22 protein-coding genes are annotated in these 24427 nt (G+C 63.8%); 11 read left to right on the top strand and 11 right to left on the bottom strand.

Annotated elements, in window-relative coordinates; genetic code table 11:
* Positions 1–42: 42 nt before the first annotated feature.
* Positions 43–1419 (bottom strand): tRNA(Ile)(2)-agmatinylcytidine synthase, encoded by a 1377-nt coding sequence (locus tag D8Y22_RS15780; protein ID WP_141465655.1) that lies wholly within the window; start codon positions 1417–1419, stop codon positions 43–45.
* Between the two features lie 151 nt (positions 1420–1570).
* Here D8Y22_RS15780 and D8Y22_RS15775 point away from each other — a divergent pair, with 151 nt between their 5' ends.
* From D8Y22_RS15775 to pan2, 4 genes are all read left to right on the top strand, one after another.
* Positions 1571–2542 (top strand): transcriptional regulator, encoded by a 972-nt coding sequence (locus tag D8Y22_RS15775; protein ID WP_141465654.1) that lies wholly within the window; start codon positions 1571–1573, stop codon positions 2540–2542.
* A gap of 258 nt (positions 2543–2800) precedes the next feature.
* Entirely contained in the window at positions 2801–5764 is a 2964-nt protein-coding gene (gene uvrA, locus D8Y22_RS15770; protein ID WP_141465653.1) for an excinuclease ABC subunit UvrA, read from the top strand.
* 218 nt (positions 5765–5982) lie between these two features.
* Entirely contained in the window at positions 5983–7794 is a 1812-nt protein-coding gene (gene pepF, locus D8Y22_RS15765; RefSeq protein ID WP_141465652.1) for an oligoendopeptidase F, read from the top strand.
* Between the two features lie 90 nt (positions 7795–7884).
* Complete coding sequence (gene pan2 / locus D8Y22_RS15760; protein ID WP_141465651.1) at positions 7885–9117, top strand: proteasome-activating nucleotidase Pan2; 1233 nt, start codon at positions 7885–7887, stop codon at positions 9115–9117.
* A gap of 14 nt (positions 9118–9131) precedes the next feature.
* On the opposite strand, the gene D8Y22_RS15755 is transcribed toward pan2, so the two are convergent.
* A complete protein-coding gene (locus D8Y22_RS15755; protein ID WP_174811878.1) occupies positions 9132–10076 on the bottom strand; it encodes a CPBP family intramembrane glutamic endopeptidase in 945 nt (314 codons plus the stop codon).
* A gap of 714 nt (positions 10077–10790) precedes the next feature.
* On the opposite strand from D8Y22_RS15755, the gene D8Y22_RS15745 reads away from it, so the two are divergent.
* Both D8Y22_RS15745 and D8Y22_RS15740 read left to right on the top strand, forming a co-directional pair.
* Positions 10791–11270 carry a pyruvoyl-dependent arginine decarboxylase gene (locus D8Y22_RS15745; RefSeq protein WP_141465648.1) on the top strand — a complete coding sequence of 160 codons (480 nt, stop codon included), beginning with the start codon at positions 10791–10793 and terminating at the stop codon, positions 11268–11270.
* A 107-nt stretch (positions 11271–11377) separates the two neighbouring features.
* Complete coding sequence (locus D8Y22_RS15740; RefSeq protein WP_141465647.1) at positions 11378–11770, top strand: DUF5811 family protein; 393 nt, start codon at positions 11378–11380, stop codon at positions 11768–11770.
* A gap of 139 nt (positions 11771–11909) precedes the next feature.
* On the opposite strand, the gene D8Y22_RS15735 is transcribed toward D8Y22_RS15740, so the two are convergent.
* The 3 genes from D8Y22_RS15735 to D8Y22_RS15725 form a co-directional block, all read right to left on the bottom strand.
* On the bottom strand, positions 11910–12311 hold the full coding sequence (locus tag D8Y22_RS15735) for a DUF6276 family protein (protein ID WP_141465646.1): 402 nt from the start codon (positions 12309–12311) through the stop codon (positions 11910–11912).
* Between the two features lie 21 nt (positions 12312–12332).
* A complete protein-coding gene (locus D8Y22_RS15730; RefSeq protein WP_141465645.1) occupies positions 12333–13076 on the bottom strand; it encodes a V-type ATP synthase subunit D in 744 nt (247 codons plus the stop codon).
* Between the two features lie 101 nt (positions 13077–13177).
* Positions 13178–13975: an SIR2 family NAD-dependent protein deacylase gene (locus D8Y22_RS15725; RefSeq protein WP_141465644.1), complete on the bottom strand. Its 798-nt coding sequence runs from the start codon at positions 13973–13975 to the stop codon at positions 13178–13180.
* A 93-nt stretch (positions 13976–14068) separates the two neighbouring features.
* Here D8Y22_RS15725 and D8Y22_RS15720 point away from each other — a divergent pair, with 93 nt between their 5' ends.
* Positions 14069–14296: an antitoxin VapB family protein gene (locus D8Y22_RS15720; RefSeq protein WP_141465643.1), complete on the top strand. Its 228-nt coding sequence runs from the start codon at positions 14069–14071 to the stop codon at positions 14294–14296.
* Positions 14297–14475: 179 nt separating this feature from the next.
* Positions 14476–15780: an aspartate--tRNA(Asn) ligase gene (aspS, locus tag D8Y22_RS15715; RefSeq protein ID WP_141465642.1), complete on the top strand. Its 1305-nt coding sequence runs from the start codon at positions 14476–14478 to the stop codon at positions 15778–15780.
* 82 nt (positions 15781–15862) lie between these two features.
* Here the strand turns inward: aspS and D8Y22_RS15710 are convergent, their stop codons facing one another.
* Positions 15863–16081 (bottom strand): hypothetical protein, encoded by a 219-nt coding sequence (locus D8Y22_RS15710; protein ID WP_141465641.1) that lies wholly within the window; start codon positions 16079–16081, stop codon positions 15863–15865.
* Positions 16082–16329: 248 nt separating this feature from the next.
* Between D8Y22_RS15710 and D8Y22_RS15705 the strand changes: the two genes are divergently transcribed.
* On the top strand, positions 16330–16743 hold the full coding sequence (locus D8Y22_RS15705; protein ID WP_449421058.1) for a helix-turn-helix domain-containing protein: 414 nt from the start codon (positions 16330–16332) through the stop codon (positions 16741–16743).
* Between the two features lie 51 nt (positions 16744–16794).
* Here the strand turns inward: D8Y22_RS15705 and D8Y22_RS15700 are convergent, their stop codons facing one another.
* Entirely contained in the window at positions 16795–17709 is a 915-nt protein-coding gene (locus D8Y22_RS15700; protein WP_141465640.1) for an alpha/beta hydrolase family protein, read from the bottom strand.
* A 201-nt stretch (positions 17710–17910) separates the two neighbouring features.
* Between D8Y22_RS15700 and D8Y22_RS15695 the strand changes: the two genes are divergently transcribed.
* Positions 17911–18744, top strand: a complete 834-nt coding sequence (locus D8Y22_RS15695; protein WP_141465639.1) for a pantoate kinase — start codon at positions 17911–17913, stop codon at positions 18742–18744.
* A 97-nt stretch (positions 18745–18841) separates the two neighbouring features.
* A complete protein-coding gene (locus D8Y22_RS15690) occupies positions 18842–19867 on the top strand; it encodes a deoxyhypusine synthase (RefSeq protein WP_141465638.1) in 1026 nt (341 codons plus the stop codon).
* Positions 19868–19872: 5 nt separating this feature from the next.
* On the opposite strand, the gene D8Y22_RS15685 is transcribed toward D8Y22_RS15690, so the two are convergent.
* The 4 genes from D8Y22_RS15685 to D8Y22_RS15670 form a co-directional block, all read right to left on the bottom strand.
* Positions 19873–20256, bottom strand: a complete 384-nt coding sequence (locus D8Y22_RS15685) for a pyridoxamine 5'-phosphate oxidase family protein (RefSeq protein WP_141465637.1) — start codon at positions 20254–20256, stop codon at positions 19873–19875.
* Positions 20257–20361: 105 nt separating this feature from the next.
* Positions 20362–21531, bottom strand: coding sequence for an ABC transporter permease (locus D8Y22_RS15680; protein WP_141465636.1), 1170 nt, complete (start codon positions 21529–21531; stop codon positions 20362–20364).
* Positions 21521–23455 (bottom strand): PrsW family intramembrane metalloprotease, encoded by a 1935-nt coding sequence (locus D8Y22_RS15675; RefSeq protein ID WP_246084470.1) that lies wholly within the window; start codon positions 23453–23455, stop codon positions 21521–21523. Before D8Y22_RS15675 ends, D8Y22_RS15680 begins: the two co-directional genes overlap by 11 nt.
* Positions 23452–24369, bottom strand: a complete 918-nt coding sequence (locus D8Y22_RS15670; protein WP_141465635.1) for an ABC transporter ATP-binding protein — start codon at positions 24367–24369, stop codon at positions 23452–23454. Before D8Y22_RS15670 ends, D8Y22_RS15675 begins: the two co-directional genes overlap by 4 nt.
* Between the last annotated feature and the right edge of the window lie 58 nt (positions 24370–24427).

The following is a 24427-nucleotide window of genomic DNA, read 5'->3' as shown; positions in this document are numbered from 1 at the left end:
GGGTAGCGGCGAGCGTCGAATTCCGTTCGATCCGGCTCGAGACTACCGTTCCGGATGAATCGGCGCGTCGAACCCGCCCCGGATCAGCGGCGTCGCGATGTGGCGACGTGCACACGGCGGCACCTCGTACCAGCCCACTTCGAGGTCGCGCTCGAGCGGGACCGTCGCTTTCTCGGCTGCGCTCGTCCCGCAGTCCCGACACCGATACCCCTGGTCGCGGCCGGCGCTTTCCATCCGCCGCTCGCAGTCGGGACAGGTCGGCGTGACCCGCTCGGTAGTGACGAGCTCTCGCACGGCGAACTTCTCGAGTTTCAGCGTTCCGTCTGCAATCTCGCCACAGACGGTGAGGCGATCGCCGACACGCAGGGCTCTGACGCGGTCGCGAAAGCGTTTCGTCGGCTCGAAGGCGGCGCAGGTGAGCCGCGGAGACGGTTCGCCGCCGGCTTCGGCGGCCGTCTCATCGTCGGTAGACACGAGGTCGACGAAGACGTGGCCGCCGCGTCTGGTCTCGGGCTCGGTCGCGACCCGGCCCTCGAGACGATAGGAGCGTCCGTCTCGAGCGGCGGCGATCGACCCTGCCTGCAGGTGGACGTCGGTGCCCTGGTTCGTGACGAACAGCTGTGACTCGGCGACGGGTTCGCTCTCGATGTGATCGGCGGTCGTCCGCACCGCCCGGGGATCGTCGCCGCGAATGCCGTACAGAATCGGGCCGGGCGTGTGAGGGACGCAGACGGTCTCGTCCTCGCCGCGATCGACCGTATCCCAGACGTCGGGATAGCCGTCCTCGGCGGCGGCGAAGACGCTCTCGTGGTCGACCTCGCGGTCCGTTCCCCACCGATCCGACTGACGGTAGACGATCTGCTCGTAGGTCCACTCGGAGAGCGCGCGCCAGCTCCCGATGGCGGCGAGCGCGCCGATGCGTCCCCGGCCGGTGCCCGCGTGCCAGGTTCGATAACCGTGGCGCTGGCAGCGGGCGACGGCGTCGGCCGGCTCGAGGTGGTCTCGAATCGCTCGCTGGGCGAACGTCGCTACGTCTTCGGGGATCGAATTCGGATCGGCGTCGTGGTCGGCGACGACCAATCCAGGGTTTGTCCGCTCGTCGTCGGTTTCGGCAAGCGACTCGAGACAGTCGCGAGCGATGTCGAACGCTTGGTCGGGATCGCAGTCGGTGTGGATCGCCAGGGCGGCGTTGCCCCGCGTCTTGTACTCGACGGCGGGATTGAGTCTGACGAGGAGGATGCGAGCGATCGGATCAGTCGCCGCCGAACCGCCGGTCGTCGCGGAGCTGTCGTCGGTCCTCGCGGCGCTGCCCTCGGGAGCACGCTCTCGACGCAGTCGCTCGGCGACCTGCGTCGCGACGTAGGTCGTACACATCCCGCGTTCCCTCGAGTCGGTATCGTCGAACCCGACGACTGTCATCGCCGGCTCTTCGGGCGCGAGCGGCTAACGCGTTTCGCCAGCGGGGGACCGATCGTATATAACTGTGCTGCCGGTTGGGGACCGAATCGCGACACGGCACCCGGACATACCGGGACAAAGCTCTTATACGAGGAATAGCTTACGTACGTCTATGTCCCGTTCCGCACTGGTCGGCAACGTGACCGCGATGCTCGAGGACGCAGGCTTCGTGGTGAGCGACCGGTGTGCGATCCGACCGAAGAGCTTCGACATCGCGGCCCGCCGCGGCGAGGACCTGATCCTGGTCAAGATTCTCGGCAACATCGACGCGTTCAACGAGGCCACCGGCCACGAGATGCGCCGGCTCGGTACCTACCTCGAGGCGACGCCGCTGGTCATCGGCCTCCGGAGTCGCGACGAGGACCTCAAACCCGATGTCGTCTACTTCCGTCACGGCGTGCCGGTGTTTAGCCCCGATACGGCGTACAACCTGTTCATCGAGGACGTTCCGCCGTTGATCTACGCCGCCCCAGGCGGCCTCTACGTCAACATCGACGGCGACCTGCTCGCGGACAAACGCGAGGACAGAGACTGGAGCCTCGGCCAACTCGCGAGCGAACTCGGCGTCTCGAGACGCACCGTCTCGAAGTACGAAGACGGCATGAACGCTTCCGTCGAGGTCGCGATGGCACTTCAGGAGCTGTTCGAAGCGCCCCTGACCAGCCCTGTCGATGTCCTCGAGGGTGCCGACGACGTTCACGAGACCGAGACGACGCCCGACGACCCCGAAGCCGACCCCGACGACGAACAGGTCGTCGCGGTCTTTACCCGCGCCGGCTATCGCGTCCATCCGACGGCTCGCTCGCCGTTCAAGGCCGTCAGTCGTGATGCAGACGACAGCGACGACGAAGTCGTCCTCACCGGCCACTCGGAGTTCACCAAAGCCGCCGAGAAGCGAGCGCGCATCATGAGTTCGATCAGCCACGTCACCCGCACGCAGTCGGTCTACGTCGTCGACCGCGCGAAACAGGAGTCGGTCGACGGCACCGCACTCGTCGAACGCGACGAACTCGAGAAGCTACGCGACGCCGACGACCTCAAAGATGTCATCCGCGAACGCGCAGAGCGAGAGGAGGCTGCCTGACCGACGGTCTTCGGATCGGTTCGGGCGTTCGGTCGTTTTACAGGCGGTATAGGAGAATGCCCCGGGGCTTGACCCCGAGGCGATTCACAGCCAGGTCGACACCACCACACGGGTGACTGCCGACCACCATTCGAGCTGGTTGCTAGCACGAACCACGCTAACGGGCTTTCAGACTCGTTAAGTCGTTGCAGCCACTGACTCATTCACAGTGAATCGAGCAGCGAGTCCCACACTACTGCAGTCACCAATCTACTACGCATGAGCAAGGACTACATCGAGGTGCGGGGTGCAGAGGAGCACAACCTCAAGGACCTCGACGTCACGATTCCCCGCGAGGAGTTTACCGTCGTCACCGGTCTCTCGGGGTCGGGAAAGTCGTCGTTGGCGTTTGAGACCGTCTACGCCGAGGGCCAACGGCGCTACATTGAGAGCCTCTCGGCCTACGCTCGGAACTTCCTGGGCCAGATGGACAAACCCCAGGTCGAGACTGTCGAAGGGCTCTCGCCGGCGATCTCGATCGACCAGAAGAACGCCGCGAACAACCCTCGATCGACCGTCGGGACCGTCACCGAACTCCACGACTACCTCCGGCTGCTGTACGCCCGCGTCGGCACGCCACACTGTCCGGAGTGTGGCCGCGAGGTCGGCGAGCAATCGGCCCAGAACATGGTCGAACGCTTGCTGGAGCTCCCGGACGGAACCCGGGCCAAACTCGCCGCGCCGGTCGTCCGCGACCAGAAAGGGGCCTTCGAGGACCTCTTCGAGGAACTCGTCTCGGAGGGCTACTCCCGCGTCGAGGTCGACGGCGAGGAACACGATCTCACGCTCGAGACGCCCGACTTAGACGAGAACTTCGATCACACGATCGACGTCATCGTCGACCGCGTGAAGGTGAGTACCGAGGCCCGCCCGCGGATCGTCGACAGCGTTGAGACCGCCCTCGAGGAGGCAGAGGGCGTGCTGAAGCTCATCCTGCCGGAGCCGCCCGAAGACGTCGCGAGCTATCTGGGTGAGGAAGCGCGCCGGACGGGTGCGCTGGGAGACGAGACCGACGAGGACGACCGCTTCGTCGTCGAGTTCTCGAAGGATCTGGCCTGTACGCACTGCGGGATCGACGTCCCCGAAATCGAGACGCGCTCCTTTTCGTTCAACTCGCCACACGGTGCCTGTCCCGAGTGTGAAGGGTTGGGCGAGACCAAGGAGGTCGACGAGAATCTCGTCGTCCAGGACGAGTCCAAGCCGCTAAAACACGTCTTCGAGGCCTGGAGTTACAACCGCTCGTACTACCAGACGCGACTCGACGCCGTCGCCGAGCACTTCGATGTCTCGCTGTCGACCCCGTTCGAAGAGCTCGAGGCCGACGTCCAACAGGCGTTTCTTTACGGGACGAGCGACCAGGTGCTGTTCCAGCGCCAGACCAAAAACGGCACCCGGCGCAAGAAAAAGCGCTTCGAGGGCGTGATCCCCAACCTCGAGCGTCGATACGTCGAGACGGATTCGGACTCGACCCGGGAACACATCGAGGACTACATGTCGGTCACGGAGTGTCCGGCCTGTGACGGCACCCGACTCAAACCCGCGAGTCGAGCCGTGCTGGTCGACGACACCGCGATCACCGAGATCAACGCGCTGTCGATCGGCGACGCCCTCGCCCACTTCGAGTCGATGGAAGCCGACCTCACCGAGCGCGAGAAGGTCATCGCCGAGGAGATCCTCAAAGAGATTCGCGCCCGGCTGGGATTCATGGTCGAGGTCGGCCTCGAGTACCTCACACTCGATCGGGAGGCTTCGACCCTCTCGGGCGGCGAGAGCCAGCGGATTCGACTCGCGACCCAGATCGGCTCCGGGCTCGTCGGGGTCCTGTACGTCTTAGATGAGCCCTCGATCGGGCTCCATCAACGTGATAACGACCGCCTGTTGGACACCTTAGAGGAGCTTCGGGATCTGGGCAACACCCTACTGGTCGTCGAACACGACGAGGAGACGATGCGCCGGGCGGACAACGTCATCGACATGGGGCCCGGCCCCGGCAAGCGGGGCGGCGAGGTCGTCGTCAACGGTTCCGTCGACGAACTCAAAGCGTGCGAGGAGTCGATCACCGGCGACTACCTCTCCGGTCGTCGACAGATCCCCGTTCCCGAGCAGCGACGTGATCCCGAGGGTGCATTGACGATTCTGGGTGCGCGCCAGCACAACCTCGACGATCTGGATGTCGATATCCCGCTTGGCTGCTTTACGGCTATTACGGGCGTCTCGGGCTCGGGCAAGTCTACCCTGATGCACGAGGTGCTCTACAAGGGACTCGCTCGCCAGATGAACGACAACACGAGCGTCATCCCCGGCGATCACGACTGCCTCGAGGGGCTCGAGGAAATCGAGACCGTTCGCCTGATCGATCAGTCCCCGATCGGTCGCACGCCGCGGTCGAACCCCGCGACCTACACCAACGTCTTCGACTACATCCGCGAACTGTTCGCCCAGACCAAGCTCTCGAAACAGCGCGGCTACAAAAAGGGACGCTTCTCCTTCAACGTCAAAGGCGGACGCTGCGAGGAGTGTGGCGGACAGGGAACGGTGAAGATCGAGATGAACTTCCTCTCGGACGTCTACGTCCCCTGCGAGGAGTGTGACGGCGCTCGATACAACGACGCCACGCTGGACGTTACCTACAAGGGTGCGACCATCGCCGACGTCCTCGAGATGTCCGTCGAAGAGGCCTACGAGTTCTTCGAGTCCTCGAGCCAGATCCGCCGCCGGCTGAAACTGCTCAAAGACGTCGGACTGGACTACATGAAACTGGGCCAGCCCTCCACGACGCTGTCGGGCGGGGAGGCCCAGCGGGTCAAGTTGGCCGAGGAGTTGGGCAAAAAGGATTCCGGTGAGACGCTCTACCTGCTCGACGAGCCGACGACGGGACTCCACAGCGAGGACGAGCGCAAACTCATCGACGTACTCCATCGCCTGACCGACAACGGTAACACCGTCGTCGTCATCGAACACGAACTCGACCTCGTCAAAAACGCCGACCACATTATCGACCTCGGCCCCGAAGGCGGCGAGCACGGCGGCGATGTCGTCGCCACCGGCACGCCCGAAGATGTCGCTCGCCTCGAGGACTCACACACCGGCCGCTATCTGCGGGACCTGTTGCCCGACGTGGAGCTCGAGGGGCCACGCGGCGAACGCGTCGAGCCCGTGAGCGCGCCCATGGACGACGACTGAACGGCATCTGATTTCGGTTTCGGCGATGTCGGGCGTCTTGATACAGGTCCCGCGTCCCCCCAGAGGGTCGGATAGTCGACGCCTGACTCGAGGCGAAGCCGCCTCGTAAACGCCCCGGTTGAGCGGGCCGTAGCGGTCGTGGCTGGTCGCGACGGTGGTGTGTTCACGACACGCAGGGCTTCGACACGCTTTACCACCGCGACTCCTAACCGGCTGCTATGAGTTCAGTCCCCGACCGCTCCGAGGTCGACGAGGAGTATACCTGGGATCTCGAGAGTATCTACGCGAGCGACGACGACTGGGAGGCGGCCTACGAGAGCGTCGCCGACCGCGTCGACGAACTGCAGACCTACGACGGACGGTTGACCGACGACGCGACGATGCTGCTCGAGGCCTTGGAGTTGCGCGACGAAATCATGCGCGAGGTGTCGACGGTCGCGGCCTACGCCCGGATGCGCCGCGACGAGGACACGACGGATCAACAGTATCAGGCCCTGACGGCTCGAGCGCAGTCACTCGCGGCCGACGCCCAGTCGGCGGCGTCGTTCATCGAGCCCGAACTGCAGGAACTGACTCGCGAGGAGTTCGAGGCGATGATGGAGACCGAACCCGCCCTCACAACCTACGACCACTACGTCGACGACGTGTTGCGGATGAAACCCCACACGCGCTCGGCGGAAGTCGAGGAACTGCTTGCGGACCTGAGCGAGGTCACGGGCGCGACTGGGGACGTGTACAACATGCTCTCGAACGCGGATATGTCGTTCCCCACGGTCGAAAATCCGGAGGGCGAAGCCGTCGAGATCACCCAGAGCAACTTCACGAATCTGCTCAAGCGCCCGGATCGAGACTTTCGCCGGCGCGTCTACGAGGGCTACTTCGACGAGTGGTCCGAGATGCGAAACACGGTCGCCGCGGCCTACAAGAACAGCGTGAAAGCAGACGTCAAGACGGCGCAGGCGCGCAACTACGAGACGGCCCGAGAAGCCGCCCTGGACGGTCCTAACGTCCCTGTTTCCGTCTACGACACGCTCGTCGAGACGGTCCACGACAATCTCGACAAACTCCACCATCACGCCGAACTCAAACGCGAGGCACTCGATGTCGACGAGGTTCGGATGTGGGACATCTACATGCCCCTGACCGGCGACGAGGGCCCCGACCTCGAGTACGATCAGGCCACCGAGTACGTCGTCGACGCCCTCGAGCCGCTGGGCGAGGACTACCAGTCCCGTGTCGCCGACGGACTCGAGTCCCGTTGGGTCGACGTCTACGAGAACGAGGGCAAGCAGTCGGGGGCCTACTCCGGAGGTACCTACGACACTCAGCCGTTCATCCTGATGAACTACCAGGACGACATCGCCTCGATGTACACGCTGGCCCACGAACTCGGCCACTCGATGCACTCCGAACTGACCAAAGACGAACAGCCGTTCGTCTACTCGAGCTACGAAATCTTCGTCGCCGAGGTCGCAAGCACCGTCAACGAGGCGCTGCTGACGAATCACCTGCTCGAAACCATCGACGATCCCGAGTTCCGCAAGCACGTCCTCAACGAATTCCTCGAACGCGTGCGTTCGACGCTCTACCGCCAGACGCTCTTCGCGGAGTTCGAACACGAAGCCCACCGCCTCGAGGAAGAGGGCGAACCGCTGACGGCCGACCGACTGGACGACCTCTACCGCGGGCTCAAGAGCGACTACTACGAACCGGCAGCGATCGACGACCGGATCGCTCGCGAGTGGATGCGCATCCCGCACTTCTATCGGGCGTTCTACGTCTACCAGTACGCGACCGGCATCTCGGCCGCGCTCGCGATCGTCGACGACGTGCTTCCGGACGGTCCCGGTAGCGACCCGAACCCCGACGCAGCCGAGGACTACCTCGCGTTCCTTCGGCGTGGTTCGCGCGAGTACCCGCTCGAACTCCTCCGGACCGCCGGCGTCGACATGAGCACGTCAGACCCGATCGACCGCGCGCTCTCGACCTACGGCCGACGTCTCGAGGAGATGGACGCGTTGCTCGAGTGAGCAGTCGTCGATCGGAAGTATCGCTCTCCCGAAAACCGACCGCGACCCAAAGGCACATTTATCACCGAGAACTTATCGGTTCACGTCAGGATGTCTCGAAGCCCGTCTCTCCCCGACCGACCTCATCGCGATATCGATCCCGATCTCCCCGACGACGAGCGACTCGAGGCGCTTCGTGGTCACTACGCGGATCTCGTCGATGTCCACGAACAACTCGAGAGCCAACTCGAGGAGGCCGAGGATCGCCGGCAGGGTCTGCGCGAGAAGGTCGACCGCGTCGAGCGTGAAAACGAGACGCTGAAGAGTTCGTCGCTGTACATCGCGACCGTCGAGGACGTGATGGACGACGGTGAGGTCGTCGTCAAACAGCACGGCAACAACCAGGAGGTGCTCACCGAGGTCTCCTCGCGGATGGCAGACCGCGTCGAGGCTGGCGACCGCGTCGCGGTCAACGACTCCTTTGCGATCCAGCGAATTCTGGATGCAGAAACCGACGCGCGTGCCCAGTCGATGGAGATCACCGAAAAGCCCGCCGTCGGCTACGAGGATATCGGCGGCATCGACGAACAGGTTCGGGAAGTTCGCGAAGCCGTCGAACAGCCACTGGCCGACCCCGAAATTTTCGAGGAGGTCGGCATCGAGCCCCCGAGCGGGGTCTTGCTCTACGGACCGCCCGGAACCGGCAAGACGATGCTCGCGAAAGCCGTCGCCAACAAGACCGACGCCACGTTCATCAAGATGGCCGGCTCCGAACTCGTCCGGAAGTTCATCGGCGAGGGCTCGCGGCTCGTTCGGGACCTCTTCGAGATGGCCCGCGAGCGCGAACCCGCCATCATCTTCATCGACGAGATCGACGCCATCGCGACCACACGCACGGAGTCGAAAACCTCCGGCGACGCCGAGGTTCAACGCACCATGATGCAGTTGCTCTCGGAGATGGACGGGTTCGAAGCTCGCGGCGAGATCCGTATCATCGCCGCCACTAACCGCTTCGACATGCTCGATCGTGCCATCCTTCGGCCCGGCCGCTTCGACCGTCTCATCGAAGTCCCCGAACCCGACCGCGACGGCCGCGAACAGATCCTCGAGATCCACAGCCGCGGCATGAACGTCGCCGACGACGTCGAGTTCGCCGAGCTCGCCGACGATACCGAGGGCTACTCCGGGGCCGAAATCGAAAGTCTCGCCACCGAAGCCGGCATGTTCGCCATCCGTAACGACCGCGAGGAGGTCCGTCACCAGGACTTCCTCGAGGCCTTCGAGAAGATCGAAAACGACGACTCGAGCGATGTCGTCTCCTCTGCGGGCTACTTCTACCAGTAATCGCAATCGGTCGGTTACGGCGTTCTCGACGGCCGTTCCGAGATGTGAACGGCGAGCACCGATTCACCCCGCCGCCAGTAACACCACGCGATCACGAGCCCGAAGGCGACGAGGAGACCGGGGACCATCGTGAGACCAGCGATCGGATGCCACAGTTCCGGAGCCGTAATTTCTGTCCGGAGAACGGTCGGGAACAGGTCACCGCCGAAAAAGACGCTATTCGTCGCGTAGTTCACGGCGAAGTGGATCCCGATTGGAAGCGCCAGTTGGCCCGAGAAGATGTACGCGAGACCCAGCAGTCCGCCAAGCGAGAGCCACACGGCGAGCATTCCGACGGGCGATGCATCGCCCGGAACGGTTCCGAGCGGGAGGTGAACAACACCGAACAGGACGGTGCTCACCGTCCAGGCTCCGACCAGCGCCTGTGGGGACGAAAGCTGTGTCCGAAGACCTTCGGCGACGTTCGTCACGACGACGCCCCGAAATATTGCCTCTTCCCAGAATCCGACGCACAACATGATGACGAGCATGAGGACGATCCCTCCAGCGAAGGTGCCGGCATCTCCGGTCGACCACACGTCGAGGACGGTGACCCACTCGAGACGGTACGCGAGACCGAACGCTGTCCCGACGAGGACACCACCGACTACCACCCCAGCAACGAGGTCGGCCCACCACGCTCGAGCGAAGACGAACCCGTACGCACGGAGCGGTCGGTGATCGAGATAGCGCGCGGCGAGAACCAGCGCTCCGAGCGCTGCGAGGGCGAACGACGCGTTACTGACGAACGCCATCGAGAGGGTCCCAAGCGAAAAGAGTTGGGACACGGTGCCAGGGACGGCGATACCACCGACGACGAACGTAGCCACGATCGGAACGCCGATTCGCCAGATGGACCGAATTCGGTTCGACGCGTCGTCTCCTCGTAGCAGCCACCGCGAGTACGCACTTGGTCTCATGGCGAACATGTTCTTATGATAACTATTATATGTTGTCGTATCCGTCTCCGAGTTCCACGACACGAGAAGCTGATTCGACGCGATTGGAGGTCGTTGGGCTACGGCCGTAGAGCGGTTCTGTTCGGTCGCTAACCGGACTACGAACCGTCTTCCAGTATCACATCGACTTCGGCGTAGCGCCGCCCTGATACGGTCTGCTGTAACTACCGGAGCGACCGCGAGCCGACCTGCTGACGCTCCGGTAACGACTTCCAGTAGTCCGTGTGGGTGTCGTAGAACCGTTCGCATACCCTCTCTGTGGCTACCCGACGAACGGTAAGTTCAGGTGACATACCTCTTAGAGGAATCCTGTTACGCCGATGAATAAAAATAGCACACCCAATCCGCGATAAAGCCAGACAGGGGTGTTGGACTCTTCAGATTGGTCAGATGATGAACGCCGAAGGAACTCAAATCCAAACGTGTGAATTCTCTTCGGAAGTATAACGTAGGCAAGACCAAGGACGACAGCTATGACGTATCCGAGTTGCCACAGAATGCTCATATAATCTTTTAAATGAGTGGCCATTTATATTTAATGGGAGATATACAGATCTACGTATCAGTTGGTTCACCGAAACCGAAGTGAAAACAATTCTACGCGAATAGTTCTATGACACCCTCGTAGTCCGTACGAATCGCAACCCCTTACGCCGTCGAACCCCGAACGCGACTATGAGCACGATTCGAGTCGTCTGGGGGTCGGCATCGGCCCCCACGTCGATGGCCTCCTACGACGCCGCACTCGCGGCCGCGGGCGTCGAGAACTACAATCTCGTCTCGGTCTCCTCCGTCATCCCTGCCGATGTCGATGTCGAGGCCGTCGGCACCGCCCCCGATCTCGGCCCGGCCGGCGAACGCCTGACCGTCGTCGAGGCTCGAGCGACGACCGCCGATCCGGGTCGCGTGAGCGCGGCGCTCGCGTGGTCACAGTCCGTCGACGGCGGGCCGGGACTGTTCTACGAGACCTCGGGTGAGATGGGCCGCGAGGCCGTCGAACGCCGCGTTCGTGAGGGTCTCGAGTCGGGACAGCAACTCAGGGAGTGGCCATTCGGCGATCCTCGGGTCGCCGTCGAGAGCTGTCAGGCGGACGCCGGAACGTACACCACGGCAGTCGTCCTCGCGGTCTACGGCGAGAGCGATCCGATTCTCTAAGCCTCGAGAACCCCGTGCGATCCGCGAGCACACGCTGCGACGACGCGGATTGATCGAAGGCGAACCCTTTTGACCCATCGGCTCGTTGTGACGGTCACACACTTCTCATGAACGGAAATACGCCGTACGGAGGGCTGCCTGGAGAGACAGCTGCTGGTCAGCGTGCCGCGGCGGACGTTCCGAATCTCTCGACCACACAGAAACGATCGCTTCATCGCGATGTCTCGCGAATCGCCGCACAGACGCGCGAGTTCCTCCCCGACGAGTACGTCGTCGACGCCGACGTCTCGAGTGGCATGAGCGGCCCGCAGGTGACCGTCGCGGTCCGACCACCCGTCGGCCACGCCGTCAGTGCCGGCTTTACGCCGGACTTCGAGGAGGGAACCGAGGAACTCATCACCGACACCGAACGCGACGAAGTCGCTCGCGGGCTCGCCGCGAGTGCCGCCCTGCAGGTCAAACAGGCGGTCAAAGGCTCGGTGCAGCCGACCGGGAAGTAGCCCGGCCGTTCGTTTTGCGGTCGCCGATCCATGCCTCATACGGATTGCTGTAACGATGCCCCGGCGTAACCGCCACCCGAGCGCGGTTGCACCGGTACTGTCCGACAGTAAACCCCATCGTACGACCTGGTGTTCCGTATCAGTACAACAGTTGTTCGAGTTGGTGTAACCGACGCTCGAGATCCATCGCCGGATCGACCCCAGGATCGGCGACGAGTCGGTCGATAACCAGTAGCGGGTCGGTTCCCGCTCGTTCGACGTCCCGAAGCAGCGATTCGATCGCCGCCCGATTGGTCGCAAGCGACGACGACAGGTCGAGGACGATCGCGAGCGCAATCGCCCGATCCGGATTCGTCGGGAACGCATCGCTGACGCGACCGAAGTCGGGCTTTCCTGTCGATGGTGATTCCGATGCTGTCGGCTCGAGTGTCAGACAGCGAGGGCAGAATGCGACGGTCGCCCCACCGTCGGCGACGTGCTCGCGGTACTGGTCGGGGACCGAAAACGGGATCGGCGACGACTCACACACCGGGCAACTCATAGCTGAAAACTGGCTCGAAGGTTACTCGTTGGCCGTCGGGGATTGGGCGGCGGTATCCGGCTGGCTGTCCTCGCGGTCGTCCTGGTCGGCCTCGGCCGCTTCTGCCTCGGCTGCTTCTGCTTCCTTCTCGGCTTTCTCTTCGGCTTCTTTCTTCTCTTTGATCTTTTTCAGGCGGAACGTCTCCTCGCGTTCCTGTTCTTCGAGGGCCTGCTCGATGTACTCCTGGCCATCGTAGAGTTCGGGCAGGAGTTTGAACTCGAGCGCATTGACACGGCGCTTGGTGGTTTCGATCTCCCGGAGCATCTTCTTCATCGCCGTCTCGACTTCGGCGGCGAGGATGATGCTCTCCAAAAGGTCTTCGTAGGCTTCGGCGGCCTCGTCGATGCGGGCGGAGGTGCCCATGATCCCGTAGCCGCGTTCGTCGAGACCCTTCGAGACGCGCGAGGATTCGATCTGCGGGACGACGACACCCATGATGTTTTTCGACTCGGTAGTGATCTCGGGGTGTTCCTGCAGCGCAGCGGCGGCGCCGCGGACGGCGACGTCGCCTTCCATGGCTCGTGCCATGTTGATCTTCTTCTGGGCGTCCTCGTAGTCGTCGGCGAGGTCGCCACGAACGTCCTGGGCCTTGTCCAGAATGTCCATGAACTCCATGATCAGCCCGTCCCGTTTCTTCTCGAGCGTGCCGTGCCCGCGTTCGGAGAGTTCGATCCGATCCTCGATCTCCATCAAGTTCTTGCGGGTCGGCTTGACGTCCTTGGCCATCTTGGGGTGAGATTGCGGACCCAGTCGGATAACTGTTTACAGTTTCAGCCGTCCTGGAGCGCCGCTGTACCTCGCCAGCGGTGTCCGAGCGGGGCCGTGGACTACGGATCGACGGCATCTCGGAACCGCGGCAGCGCCTCGGTGACGTCCTCCCGACAGCGGACGTCGGCGATGCTATCGCAGGGCGTCGCCTCGAGGTTGACGACGGCGACGGTCGCGCCGGTCGAGTTGGCGATACGGGGCAGGGACGCCGCGGGTTCGACGACCAGCGAGGAGCCGATCGCGAGAAAGACATCGCTCTCGCGGGTGAGCGAGCGAGCCCGCTGTAGCACCGTCGCCGGGAGCTGTTCGCCGAAGAGGACGACATCCGGTTTGTAGACGCCGCCACACTCACATCGGGGCGGCACCTCGCCGTCCTCGACGCGCTCGGTGATGGTGTCGTTGTCTTGGCGTTGCCCACACTCCACACAGCGCACGCGCTGGGAGTTGCCGTGTAGTTCGAGGATCGGCGTCTCCGAGTCGGCGTCCGTCCGCCGATCTCCACCGTCGGCGTCGGTAACGGATCGTACTGCTTCCCGGTGTAACCCGTCGGTGTTCTGCGTGAGAATGCCATCGAGGATACCCTCGGCTGCCAGATCGGCCAGCGCCACGTGGCCGGCGTTCGGTTCGTACTCCTCGTCGAACATCACCGCCTGCAGCTCGAGGCGATCCTCCCAGAAGCCGGCGGGGTCGCGCTGAAAGCGGCCATACTCGAACTGTCCCTCGTCGAAGCGGTCCCAGACGCCGTCGTCGCCGCGGAAGGTCGGCACGCCCGAGGGCGCGGAGATACCGGCGCCGGTGAACGCGACGACCGAATCGGTTCCGTCGACGGCGGCGGCGAGTGACTCGAGGTCGTCCATATTGCTAGCACGGTCTGGAGCGTCAAATCCGTCGTGGTCGACTCGAGCGGCGAAACCAATATACTGAGTTACACCGTGAACGAAAACGACGAGATGGGAAGGAACACTAGTGCTTTCGATGCCGATACGTATCGGCGACTTCTGCAGACGAAGCGAGACGACGAGAGCACCAGCGATGTGATCGACCGACTGCTCGCCCGACACGAATCGAATCCGCTTCGGGAGCTGATCGGACTCGTCGACGGAGACGAGCTCGAAACGGTCCGTAATCGGTCAACCGCGTTTAGAGCGGACGTCGACGATTCATACGGTTTACTGTAAGTCATTACCGGCGCAACCGCGACCCGGACGGCGGTTGCGCCGGTAAATCGTTACAGCAATCCGTATCAGTCCCCCCTCATAGATGGCCGTGAACACTTCTGTACCGAACGACCGAGGGCACTGGCTGTTACTCGCCTCGAACGGTTGCGCTTAAGTTTCGCCTGCGTGAATCGGGTGGTATGCAGGACAGAACCTATACTGCTGACGCCGAGCCCGGCGAGGACGCGACGGTCGCCGGCTGGGTCCACGAGATTCGCGACCTCGGCGGTATCGCCTTTCTGATTCTCCGGGATTCCACCGGCAAGATCCAGATCAAGTTCGAGAAAGACGAGATGGACGACGGGCTCGTCGAGACCGGCCTCGATGTCGCTCGAGAGAGCGTCGTTCGCGTCACCGGCGCGGTCGAGGAAGAGCCTCGCGCGCCGACCGGCGTCGAGGTTACGCCCGCGGAACTCGAGGTCGTCTCGGCGGCCGACCCCGAACTGCCCCTCGACCCCTCCGGGAAGGTCGACGCCGACATCTCGACGCGACTGGACAACCGCACCCTCGACCTGCGCAAGGACGAGGTCCAGGCGATCTTCGAGATTCGCGCGGAGATTCTGCGAGCCGTTCGCGAGCAGTTCCGTCAGTTCCACTGTACCGAGATCACGACGCCGAAGATCGTCGCGACCGGGACCGAAGGCGGCACCGAACTGTTCCCGATCACCTACTTCGGTGAGGAAGCGTTCATGAACCAGTCGCCACAGCTGTTCAAGCAGCTGATCGCCGGCTCGAGCGTCGAGCGGGTCTTCGAGATCGGCCCGATCTTCCGCGCCGAAGAGCACAACACGCCGCGACACCTCAACGAAGCCACCTCGATCGATTTCGAGGGCGCGTTCTGCCAGGCCGACGACGCCATGGACGTCGCCGAAGGGGTCGTCACGGCCGCTTACGAAGCCGTCGCCGAGAACTGCAGCGAGGAACTCGAGGCCCTTGGTCTCGCCGAGGACTTCGAGGTTCCCGAGGACGGCTTCCCTCGCATCAGCTACGAGGAAGCCCTCGAGCGCATCAACGCGACGGGCGAACTCGACGAGCAACTCGTCTGGGGTGACGACCTCTCGACGGCGGCCGAGGAGGCCCTCGGTGACGACGTCGGCGGCCACTACTTCATCACCGACTGGCCCAGCGAGATCAAGCCGTTCTATATCAAAGACCACGACGACGACGAACAGCTCTCGACCGGGTTCGACCTGATGCACCCGCGGATGGAACTGGTCTCGGGTGGCCAGCGTGAACACCGCCACGACAACCTCATCGACGGCTTCGAACAGCAGGGCCTCGATCCCAGTGAGTTCGAGTACTACACGAAGATGTTCAAGTACGGCATGCCGCCACACGCCGGCTTCGGCCTCGGTGGCGAGCGCCTGATCATGACGATCCTCGGCCTCGAGAACATTCGCGAAGCTGTACTCTTCCCGCGAGATCGGCAGCGTCTGAGTCCGTAAGGCGAGGGCGTAATCGTTCCGTTCCGAGTTGGTGACGGAGAGGCTACCCGACTCTCGAGTGTCGAATCGCCCGTTCGATGGTTCAAAGCTGCTCGAGTCGGTCGTCACCGAGACCATTATCGGGGCCATCGTCGTCATCGTCGCCGTTCTCGATCGCGCTGGCGAGGTCGTCGCCGACGAGACTATCGCCGAGGAACTCGAAGTAGTCGCCGACGCTGTCGGTGACGTCGATGTCGATGTAGCCGTCGGGACCACTGTGCCGTCGCCGAACCGGGGCCCGCAGCGAGTCCAGCGCCTGCAATCATCGTCGTGCCCGCAGCCTCGAGCATCGTTCGCCGCATCGTACTCGATTCGTCCGATTCACCAGCGTCGCCTGATTGCCGCGTCCCGTTGTCTGCCATGTTGCATGCTAGTCGTCGGCCGAACTGGATAAACCGATATTTATTCTAGAGTGGATGATTTCATATTCTCATAGATAAAAGTGAAATTAAGATGCTTAACGTCATCCAACCATTCCAATAATCTCATACAGGAACCCTATACGTCTACATTACGGCCGATCGATCGTTCCTCGAGCCCCACCGTCGCCACGGTGTGATCGTCCGGTATCCGATGACGGTCGTCGATTCCGAGCGGTCGTCGCTTCGCGTGACCGTGATCGGTCCGGACGAGGATGTCCAGGAGCACGTCACCGAAACGCGATCACTCGGCGAGCTCACCGTCGAAACCGTGATGTCGTACTATCCGTCGACTACGCACCGGTTCGACGAGCTAACCGATCGCCAGCAGGAGGTGTTGGTGACGGCGTACGAGCAGGGGTATTACGACATTCCACGAAACGCGACGTACGAAGATATCGCCGCCGAGTTGGATTGTTCCGCGAGTTCGGTCGGCCAGATCCTTCGGCGGACCGAAGCCACGCTCGTCACTGCGACCGTCCTTGATCGGCGACTCGACTCCTGACGGCGAGCAGCGGGACGGAGTCGATCTCGCGTTGTGAACGGATCGTCGTCGCTACCACCAGCCGCCGCCGTTCTCGGGCGCTTCGCCGTGGTCTGCACCCTCGCCGTCGACGATAGCTGCGGCCAGGTCCTCACCGACGAGGTCGTCACCGAGGAACGCGAAGTGATTGCCGACGCTGTCGGTCACGTCGATGTCCGCGTAGGTATCGGCGACCTCGTCCGGGCAGTCCGAGCCGTCGGCACCGAGCGCATTGCCAGTGAGTCCGCCGTAGGCGGCACCGACCGTCGAGTCGTTCTCGGAGTGGTAGTTGCGTACTTCCCCGGCGTTGTCGGCGATACCGTCGTACCAGCTGTCGGCGAAGGTCCCGTCGACATCACAGACCATATCGCCGTTGGCAGCGGCTCCCAGCGGGGCGACCGTTTCGATTTCGTAGCCGTCCTCGAGCGCGTTGATCGTCTCGAGAACGGCACGGCCGCCCAGCGAGTGACCGACCAGCCGGATGTTGCCGCCGCCGCCGTCGTAGAAGTCCTCCGCGAGGCCTGCGACGATTTCGCCCACATTTTCGGTTTCTGCCGTCGCGCCGATGAAGTTGATCGTGGTCGCGTCCCACTGGATGCCGATGTACTCGTCCGGCTCGTAGCCGCCGTCCTCGAGCGCCTCGGCGACGTCTGCAGCCTGGCTGCGGACGGTCGAATCGCCGAACCAGCCGTGGATGAAGACGAACAGTTCGTCGACGACCGGGAGCGGATCGGGGCCGCTCCAGCCGCTGTCGATCTCTCGAACCTCGACATCGAACGTGGAGACGGCAGCCGCGGAGCCGGTACTGGCGGTGAGTCCAGCGCCGGCGGCGAGTGCTGTGCCGCCGGCCTTGAGCATCGTTCGTCGATCCGTCGTCGTTTCGTCGACTGGTTGTGTTCGTTCGTCCGGCTCGTTCGAGCGTTCGTTAGTACGGTTGGTATCCGACATGTGTCCTTCAATAGGTACCACAGCAAGTTAATTCTACTTGTTCAAAAGAGAATTAATTTATAACACGATCAGTATCGGGGGTTTCTGACTATCGACGAGAACCGGTCACGTGCTGATGAACTCGACAGTGAGATGACCGTTCTCGGCTCGAGATCGCGCCGAATCTTCAACGTTATACCGGTGCAGTGGTAACCCCGGCCAATGCGCGACGAGGCGACGGCGTTCGTCCCCGGACACATCACTGGCTTCTTCAGCGCCCACCCGGACGAGGATCCGACGAAAGCGGGTTCTCGAGGGGCAGGGGTGACGCTCACCGACGGGGTCGACGTAACGGTCGAACCGACAGCGAACTCCGACTCGACGGTCGTCCTCGACGGGGTCGAGATCGAGGTCGACCCGGTCACGACGGTGCTGGACACGCTCGAGGTCGACGCTCGTGTTCGGGCCGAATCCGACGTTCCCATCGGTGCCGGATTCGGCGTTTCGGGTGCGTTAGCGCTCGGCACGGCGCTCGCGGCGAATCACGTCTTCGAGCGGACGCTGTCGTACAACGAACTCGTGACGATCGCTCACGGGGCGGAGGTCCAGGCCGGCACCGGTCTCGGTGATGTCGTCGCCCAGGCCCACGGCGGCGTCCCGATCCGCCTCGAGCCCGGCGGGCCACACGCGAACGAGCTGGATGCGATCCCCGCTCGAGCGCGCGTCGAGTACGTCTCCTTCGGCGAACTCTCGACGGCGGACGTGCTCTCGGGTGACACCGAAGCGTTGACCGCGGCCGGCAAACAGGCGCTTTCGAGAGTCGTCGGGGAGCCGACCCTACTCTCGTTCATGTACGCCTCCCGCGAGTTCGCTTGCGAGGCCGGACTGGTGACCGATCGGATTGCCGAGACGATCGACGACGTGGCCGACGCGGACGGCCAGGCCTCGATGGCGATGCTCGGCGAGACCGTCTTCGCGCTCGGGACAGGGCTCTCAGATGCGGGCTACGATCCGGCCGTCTGCGGGACCCATCCGGCGGGCGCGATGATGCGGTAGGGCCACCCGTACGGGGGCGAAGTGTTCTCGAGGGAAACCGTGTACAGACGGACGCCGAATCGCGGCGTTCAAACCGCTGGCTCGCCGAGTCGAACGTATGAGCGACGAGCACGAAACCGAACGCGAGACCTTTTCCCACGACCCCGTCGGCCACGCCGAGGTCCGGGCCGGGATGACCGTCGGCGAACTCGCCGACGAGTACGGTAACGCCGGGGTCGGCGCGACGGACCTCCACGAGGCCGTCCGCGTCACCGAATCGATGTTCGACGACGACGTGACGGTCTTCTTCTCGCTGGCCGGTGCGATGGTCCCCGCAGGGATGCGTCGCATCGTTTCGACGTTGATTCGCGACGGTCATATCGACGTGCTGGTGACGACGGGCGCGAACCTCACCCACGATTCGATCGAGGCCATCGGCGGGAAACACCACCACGGCGAGGTGACACCCGAGGGAAAGACCGAACGAGAGCACGACGAGACGCTCCGGGACGAAGGTGTCGATCGGATATACAACGTCTATCTCCCCCAGGAGTTCTTCGCGACGTTCGAGTCCCACCTTCGCGAGGAGGTCTTTCCGCCCCTCGAGGCCGAGTGCGAGGACGAAGGTGCCGTGACGATCGAACGCCTCACTCGCGAACTCGGCAGGGCCAACGCCGCGGTCAACGAACGCGACGATATCGACGAGGAGCCGGGGATCGCCGCGGCGGCGTACGAGTCGGACGTGCCGATCTACTGTCCCGCCGTACAGGATTCCGTGCTCGGGCTGCAGGCCTGGATGTATTCCCAGACATCGCCCTTTTCGCTCGACGCGCTCGCGGACATGACCGGCCTGACCGACATCGCGTTCGACGCCGACGAGGCCGGCGCCTTCGTCGTCGGCGGCGGCGTTCCGAAGAACTTCACCCTCCAGACGATGCTCGTCACGCCCCGAGCCTACGACTACGCCGTCCAGTTGACGATGGATCCGAAACAGACCGGCGGTCTCTCCGGCGCGACCTTAGAGGAAGCCCGCTCGTGGGGCAAACTCGAGAAAGACGCCGACAACGTCTCCGTCTACGGCGACGCGACGATCTCGCTGCCGCTGGTGATCGCGGCGGCTACGGAACGACTCGAGAATCAATAACGGAATCAGTACGTTCGATACGATGTCGAACCGACATCGATACGGACGAGCGTGTTTTCGGCGTAGGCGTCGTGGTCAGCGCCGTACTTTTCGTTGATTTGCTCGCGGACCTGTGCCGTCGCGGCTTCGTCCTCGACGACCGTCGCCGTTCCGAGCAGCGTCACCATCCACTCCGTCTCGCCGGCGTCGTCGGCCTGCACCGAAAGGGCAACGCGCGGATTTTCCCGTACGTTTGCGAGCTTTCGGCCGGACGTGACGACATCGACGACGCTGTCAGCATAGCAATACCAGACTGGTGCGACGTGGGGCCGTCCGTCTGCACACGTGCCGAGATGGGCCATCAGTGGTTCGCTCTCGAGCAATCGTTCCGCTTTGGATGGGACAGTCACGCTCGCACCCAGGGCCGGGACGGGCAAAAGCGAACGCCATGGGGCTGCGACGGGAAACAATGTGACCGCTCTCGGCGAAACCGCACTCGAGATTGTCGTACTGGGTCACAGCGACTCCGGTTCGAGCGCTGTAATACCGCGTCTGAGGACGGCGAGAGCGAGGGCACCACACAGCACGTACAGCGCGAGCAACAGCCAGGTCGTCTCCGTCGGATTGTCGATCGCGAACTTCGCGACGGTGTTTGCGGGGTGTTCGGGCAACAGGGTGGCGACGACTAACGCGGCGACGATCGCGATGGAGTACAGCAACTGGGCCTGCCGGCGATCGGGCGCGTAGAGTGCGACTCCCGAACCGATGGCGACGACGAGTAGCGACAGCGCCGTGACGAGCACAAGCAACGCCGCCGAATTCCCGATTTCCGTCCCGTTTGCCGCGAGTAACGCGAGCCAGGCGACCGCCTGTATCGGCGCCAGTGCCGTCGTCGCGACGAGTTTCGCGTCGACCACGTCGACGAACGACAGCGGCGCCACCCGCAGCAATTCGAGGGTGCCGCGCTCGCGCTCTTCGATCACCGAGTCGACGACGATCGAGCCGCTGATGAACGCCGGTAAGAAGAGCAACAGCGGCACCAAGATGGTGTAGGTGAAGCCGACGTACGGACTGGCCTCGACCGCCGGCGGAATCTCGAGTGGCGTCGCCTCGAGGCGGTCGTCGTTGGCCACGCGTTCGTCGTGTTCGACGGCCTCGAGCGTTTCGCGGAGCTGGACGACCAGCAAGGTGGTCTCGAGACCCTCTTCGGGAAGCGTGGTCCTGACAACGAGCCGGCCGTCGTCGTCTCTGTTCGCATCGAGGACGGCAGTGACGTGACTCGAGCCGGATTCGAAGTCGTCGTAGGCGTCGGCGGGGTCGTCGTAGGTGATCGCCCGGAGTCCCTCCTGCTCGTTGGCCGCGGCGAGTAGGGCGTCCGTATCGTCACCGGTTATCGCGACCTCGGTCTGGTAGCCCTCGACAGAGCCGGGATCGTACATCGAGACCAGCCCGACGACCAGAAACGAGGAGAACGCGGCGATGAACAGCTGGATGGCGATCGCGAGCAGGATCGTCTTCTCGGATCGCAGCGAGCGGAGTTCGCGACGGACGAGCGCCCATCTGGCGTGCCAGACCGATCGCGAACCGAGATCGTCGGATCCGTCGGTCGGAGCCGGGGGATTCGGCCCACGCTGGACGGCCGTCTCTCGCGTGTCAGCCGTCTGCTCGTCCGCGTCACGCGACAAGGGCGATCACCCCCAGGTTGTACAGTGCGTGGACGAGCGTCGCGATCACGAACGCGACGGCGTACGCGTGCCGCCCGCGACTCGCGCCCAGCGAGCCGACGACCGCCGTGACGACGTGCAACACGAGCGGCGCGAAGAAGATGGCCAGGAACACGAGCGGCTCGCTCGAGAGCGCGGGGCCAAAGGCCGCGGCGCCGACGGTGAGATCGGGGAGCCCGACCAGCTGGACGGCGTGGGTGAATTTCTCCGCGAGGAAGAAGCCGGCCCCGGAAAAGACCCCGAGGACGGCCGCGACGCGGAGCGAGGCGTCGAACCGCGAGCGCGCGTAGCCGGCATAGACGTGAACGCTCTTGGCGAACTCTTCGATCGCGGCTGCGAGGACGAACATGACGGGCAATGCGATGGCTTCGGGGACGACAAACAGCAACGCGACCGCGAGCAACTGCGCGGCGAAGACGAACGGAATCGCGAGCATCGAGAGGACGAACGGGCTCGCGTAGGCGTGAACGCGACTCGAGATCGTATCGATCTGGCTCGTGATCGCGTCGACGATCTTGGCCGGGATCGGCTTCTGGGAGAACATATCTTCTTCGCGGTAGACGCCGATACCGACCAGAAAGCAGACGGCTGCGCCGAGGTAGAACGGGCCCGTCGAGAAGAGGAACTCGCCGATCTGGGCCGACTCGTTCTGGAGGTCCATCACGATCAGGGTAAGCGGCGAAATCAGCGCGATCGGCGTCACGTCGGTGAAGATCGCCGGCACGAACGTGTACGTCGTCAACACGACGCTGATCGTCACCGTCACGAACGTGAGTTCCTTGAACGAGCGGGCAAACATCGCGCCGACGAACGTCGCCGCCAGGAAGGCGAGCGCGATCGGCACTGCCGCCGCGATCGATTGGCCGCCGCCACCGATCGCCCGCGCGATGACGACCGTGACTGCAGCGAGACCCAGCAGATACGGCAGCGTCTTGCCGGCGACGATTTCGGGACTCGAGGCCGGCGAGACCAACAGCAGTTCGCCGCGGCGCTTGATCCGCTCGTCCATGATCGTACTGCCGTAGGCCTGGATCACGAAGTTCATCGGCACGATGAACAGAAACGCCAGCACGAGCGCCTCGAAGGGGAACGGTGGCTCGAGCGCGCCCGGCGACGTCGGCGTCGTCTGTTCCGTGACGGCACCGTCCCCGACATCGGGCACCTGGAGTGGCTCGCTCGAGTCTCCGTCGGATGCGACCGCGTCCTGTTCGCCCGTGACCCCGTCGCCGCCAGTGTCGATGCCGTCGTCGGAGTCAGCGTCTTGGCCGGGCGTTTCGGCGCCAGCGCCGTCGTCACTCGAGGCGTCGGCCGCCCCTCCGTCAGGTGTGGCCGCGCCGTCGGCAACGTCCGCAAGCGTGCGCTCCTGGTAGTTGACGGTGACCAGGACGGGATAGGCAGCCGCTTCGTCGGCTTCGTCGGCCATGCGTTGCTCGTTGTAGTCGTCGATGGCATCCCGGAAGGCGTCGTAGGCGGCCTCGCCGTGCTCGCCGGCGACGTATATCTCGCCGTCCCTGGTGAGGATAACATCCGCGTTCACGTCGCCGCCGTCGTCGTCGACCATCGAGAGTGCGATCGGTCGAAACTGCTCGCTCTCGCTGGCCACATCGTGGTATGGATCGTCCTCGTCGACGCCGACCACGTAGATTTCGTCCTCGAGGCCGAGGCCCTCGTCGGCCACCGAGAGCCCGACGACGCCGGCAACGGCGACCACCGCGAGCACGAGCAGGATCGTCTTTCGGTCGATCGTCCCGGCGCTCTTTGTCAGCTCCCAGCGGGCGATTCGCCCCACTCGAGTGGCGCTACCGGCAAGGTGGCTGGCGGCGCTGACGAGTCGGGGAGGCTGGACCGAACGGGTTGGGCCCCGATCGGCCGAGTCGTCGCTCACGGCGTCGCCGCCTCCGCTTCGGACCCGGTGGCGATCTCGAGGAAGATCTCCTCGAGGGTCGGCGTCGTCGTCCGAATGTCGGTAATCTGCCCGCCCGCCGCGTCGACGCGCTCGCGGACCGCCTCGACATCGTCCATCGACTCGACGACGTGGGTGACGGTACCGTTCTCGCGGACGACCTCGACGGCGTCGCTATCGAGGGCGCCACTGGCGTCTGCCGTCGCATCGACGCGGTACTCGGTCGTCCCGTGGGTCTCGCGAATCGCCTCGAGGGTTCCGCGAGCGACGATCTGGCCTTCGTTCATGATTACCAGCCGGTCGCAGATGCTCTCGACGTGAAAGAGGTTGTGCGCGCTGAAGACGATCGTCTTGCCCTCGTCGCTCAACTCGCGGGTAAACTCGAGGATGTAGTTCGTCGTCAGGGGATCGAGTCCGGACGCGGGTTCGTCGAAGATCAACACGTCCGGGTCGTTGACCAGCGCGCGGGCGATCGCGACCTTGCGTTTCATTCCCTTCGAGACGTTGCCGAGTCGGCGGTCGCGGTGCTCGAGGTCGAGTCGATCGAGCGTACGTTCGATCCGGTCGCTGGCGACGTCGCTGGGGACGCCATAGAGGTCGGCGAAGAACGCGAGGTAGCTGCGGGCGGTCATCTCCTCGTACAGCGGCGACGCCTCGGGAAGAAAACCGAGCCGTCGCTGCATCGCCCGTTCGCCGGGTTCGTGGCCGGCGACGACGGCGGTGCCGTCGGTCGGCTCGATGAGCCCGGCGATCATCTTCAGTGTCGTCGTCTTGCCCGCGCCGTTGGGGCCGACGACGCCGAAGACCTCGCCGCGCTCGATCGAGAACGTACTTCCCTCGACCGCGGCGAACTCCCCGTACTCCTTTCGAAGGTCGGTGACGTCGACGATCGGCATTCGTTACTCGAGACTGGCGGTCGCCTCAAAAGTCTAGTGGCAGACGACTGTCGGACAC

Origin of the sequence: Salinadaptatus halalkaliphilus (assembly GCF_006543045.1) — an archaeon.
GTDB lineage: Archaea > Halobacteriota > Halobacteria > Halobacteriales > Natrialbaceae > Salinadaptatus > Salinadaptatus halalkaliphilus.
The sequence above is the reverse complement of the archived record's forward strand: the minus strand, read 5'-3'. Positions and strand labels throughout refer to the sequence as shown.

Bases quoted from the DNA above. Each gene is read 5' to 3' on its own strand.
- D8Y22_RS15780 (WP_141465655.1), bottom strand. From the start codon at position 1,419: ATGACAGTCGTCGGGTTCGACGATACCGACTCGAGGGAACGCGGGATG.
- D8Y22_RS15775 (WP_141465654.1), top strand. From the start codon at position 1,571: ATGTCCCGTTCCGCACTGGTCGGCAACGTGACCGCGATGCTCGAGGAC.
- uvrA (WP_141465653.1), top strand. From the start codon at position 2,801: ATGAGCAAGGACTACATCGAGGTGCGGGGTGCAGAGGAGCACAACCTC.
- pepF (WP_141465652.1), top strand. From the start codon at position 5,983: ATGAGTTCAGTCCCCGACCGCTCCGAGGTCGACGAGGAGTATACCTGG.
- pan2 (WP_141465651.1), top strand. From the start codon at position 7,885: ATGTCTCGAAGCCCGTCTCTCCCCGACCGACCTCATCGCGATATCGAT.
- D8Y22_RS15755 (WP_174811878.1), bottom strand. From the start codon at position 10,076: ATGAGACCAAGTGCGTACTCGCGGTGGCTGCTACGAGGAGACGACGCG.
- D8Y22_RS15745 (WP_141465648.1), top strand. From the start codon at position 10,791: ATGAGCACGATTCGAGTCGTCTGGGGGTCGGCATCGGCCCCCACGTCG.
- D8Y22_RS15740 (WP_141465647.1), top strand. From the start codon at position 11,378: ATGAACGGAAATACGCCGTACGGAGGGCTGCCTGGAGAGACAGCTGCT.
- D8Y22_RS15735 (WP_141465646.1), bottom strand. From the start codon at position 12,311: ATGAGTTGCCCGGTGTGTGAGTCGTCGCCGATCCCGTTTTCGGTCCCC.
- D8Y22_RS15730 (WP_141465645.1), bottom strand. From the start codon at position 13,076: ATGGCCAAGGACGTCAAGCCGACCCGCAAGAACTTGATGGAGATCGAG.
- D8Y22_RS15725 (WP_141465644.1), bottom strand. From the start codon at position 13,975: ATGGACGACCTCGAGTCACTCGCCGCCGCCGTCGACGGAACCGATTCG.
- D8Y22_RS15720 (WP_141465643.1), top strand. From the start codon at position 14,069: ATGGGAAGGAACACTAGTGCTTTCGATGCCGATACGTATCGGCGACTT.
- aspS (WP_141465642.1), top strand. From the start codon at position 14,476: ATGCAGGACAGAACCTATACTGCTGACGCCGAGCCCGGCGAGGACGCG.
- D8Y22_RS15700 (WP_141465640.1), bottom strand. From the start codon at position 17,709: ATGTCGGATACCAACCGTACTAACGAACGCTCGAACGAGCCGGACGAA.
- D8Y22_RS15695 (WP_141465639.1), top strand. From the start codon at position 17,911: ATGCGCGACGAGGCGACGGCGTTCGTCCCCGGACACATCACTGGCTTC.
- D8Y22_RS15690 (WP_141465638.1), top strand. From the start codon at position 18,842: ATGAGCGACGAGCACGAAACCGAACGCGAGACCTTTTCCCACGACCCC.
- D8Y22_RS15670 (WP_141465635.1), bottom strand. From the start codon at position 24,369: ATGCCGATCGTCGACGTCACCGACCTTCGAAAGGAGTACGGGGAGTTC.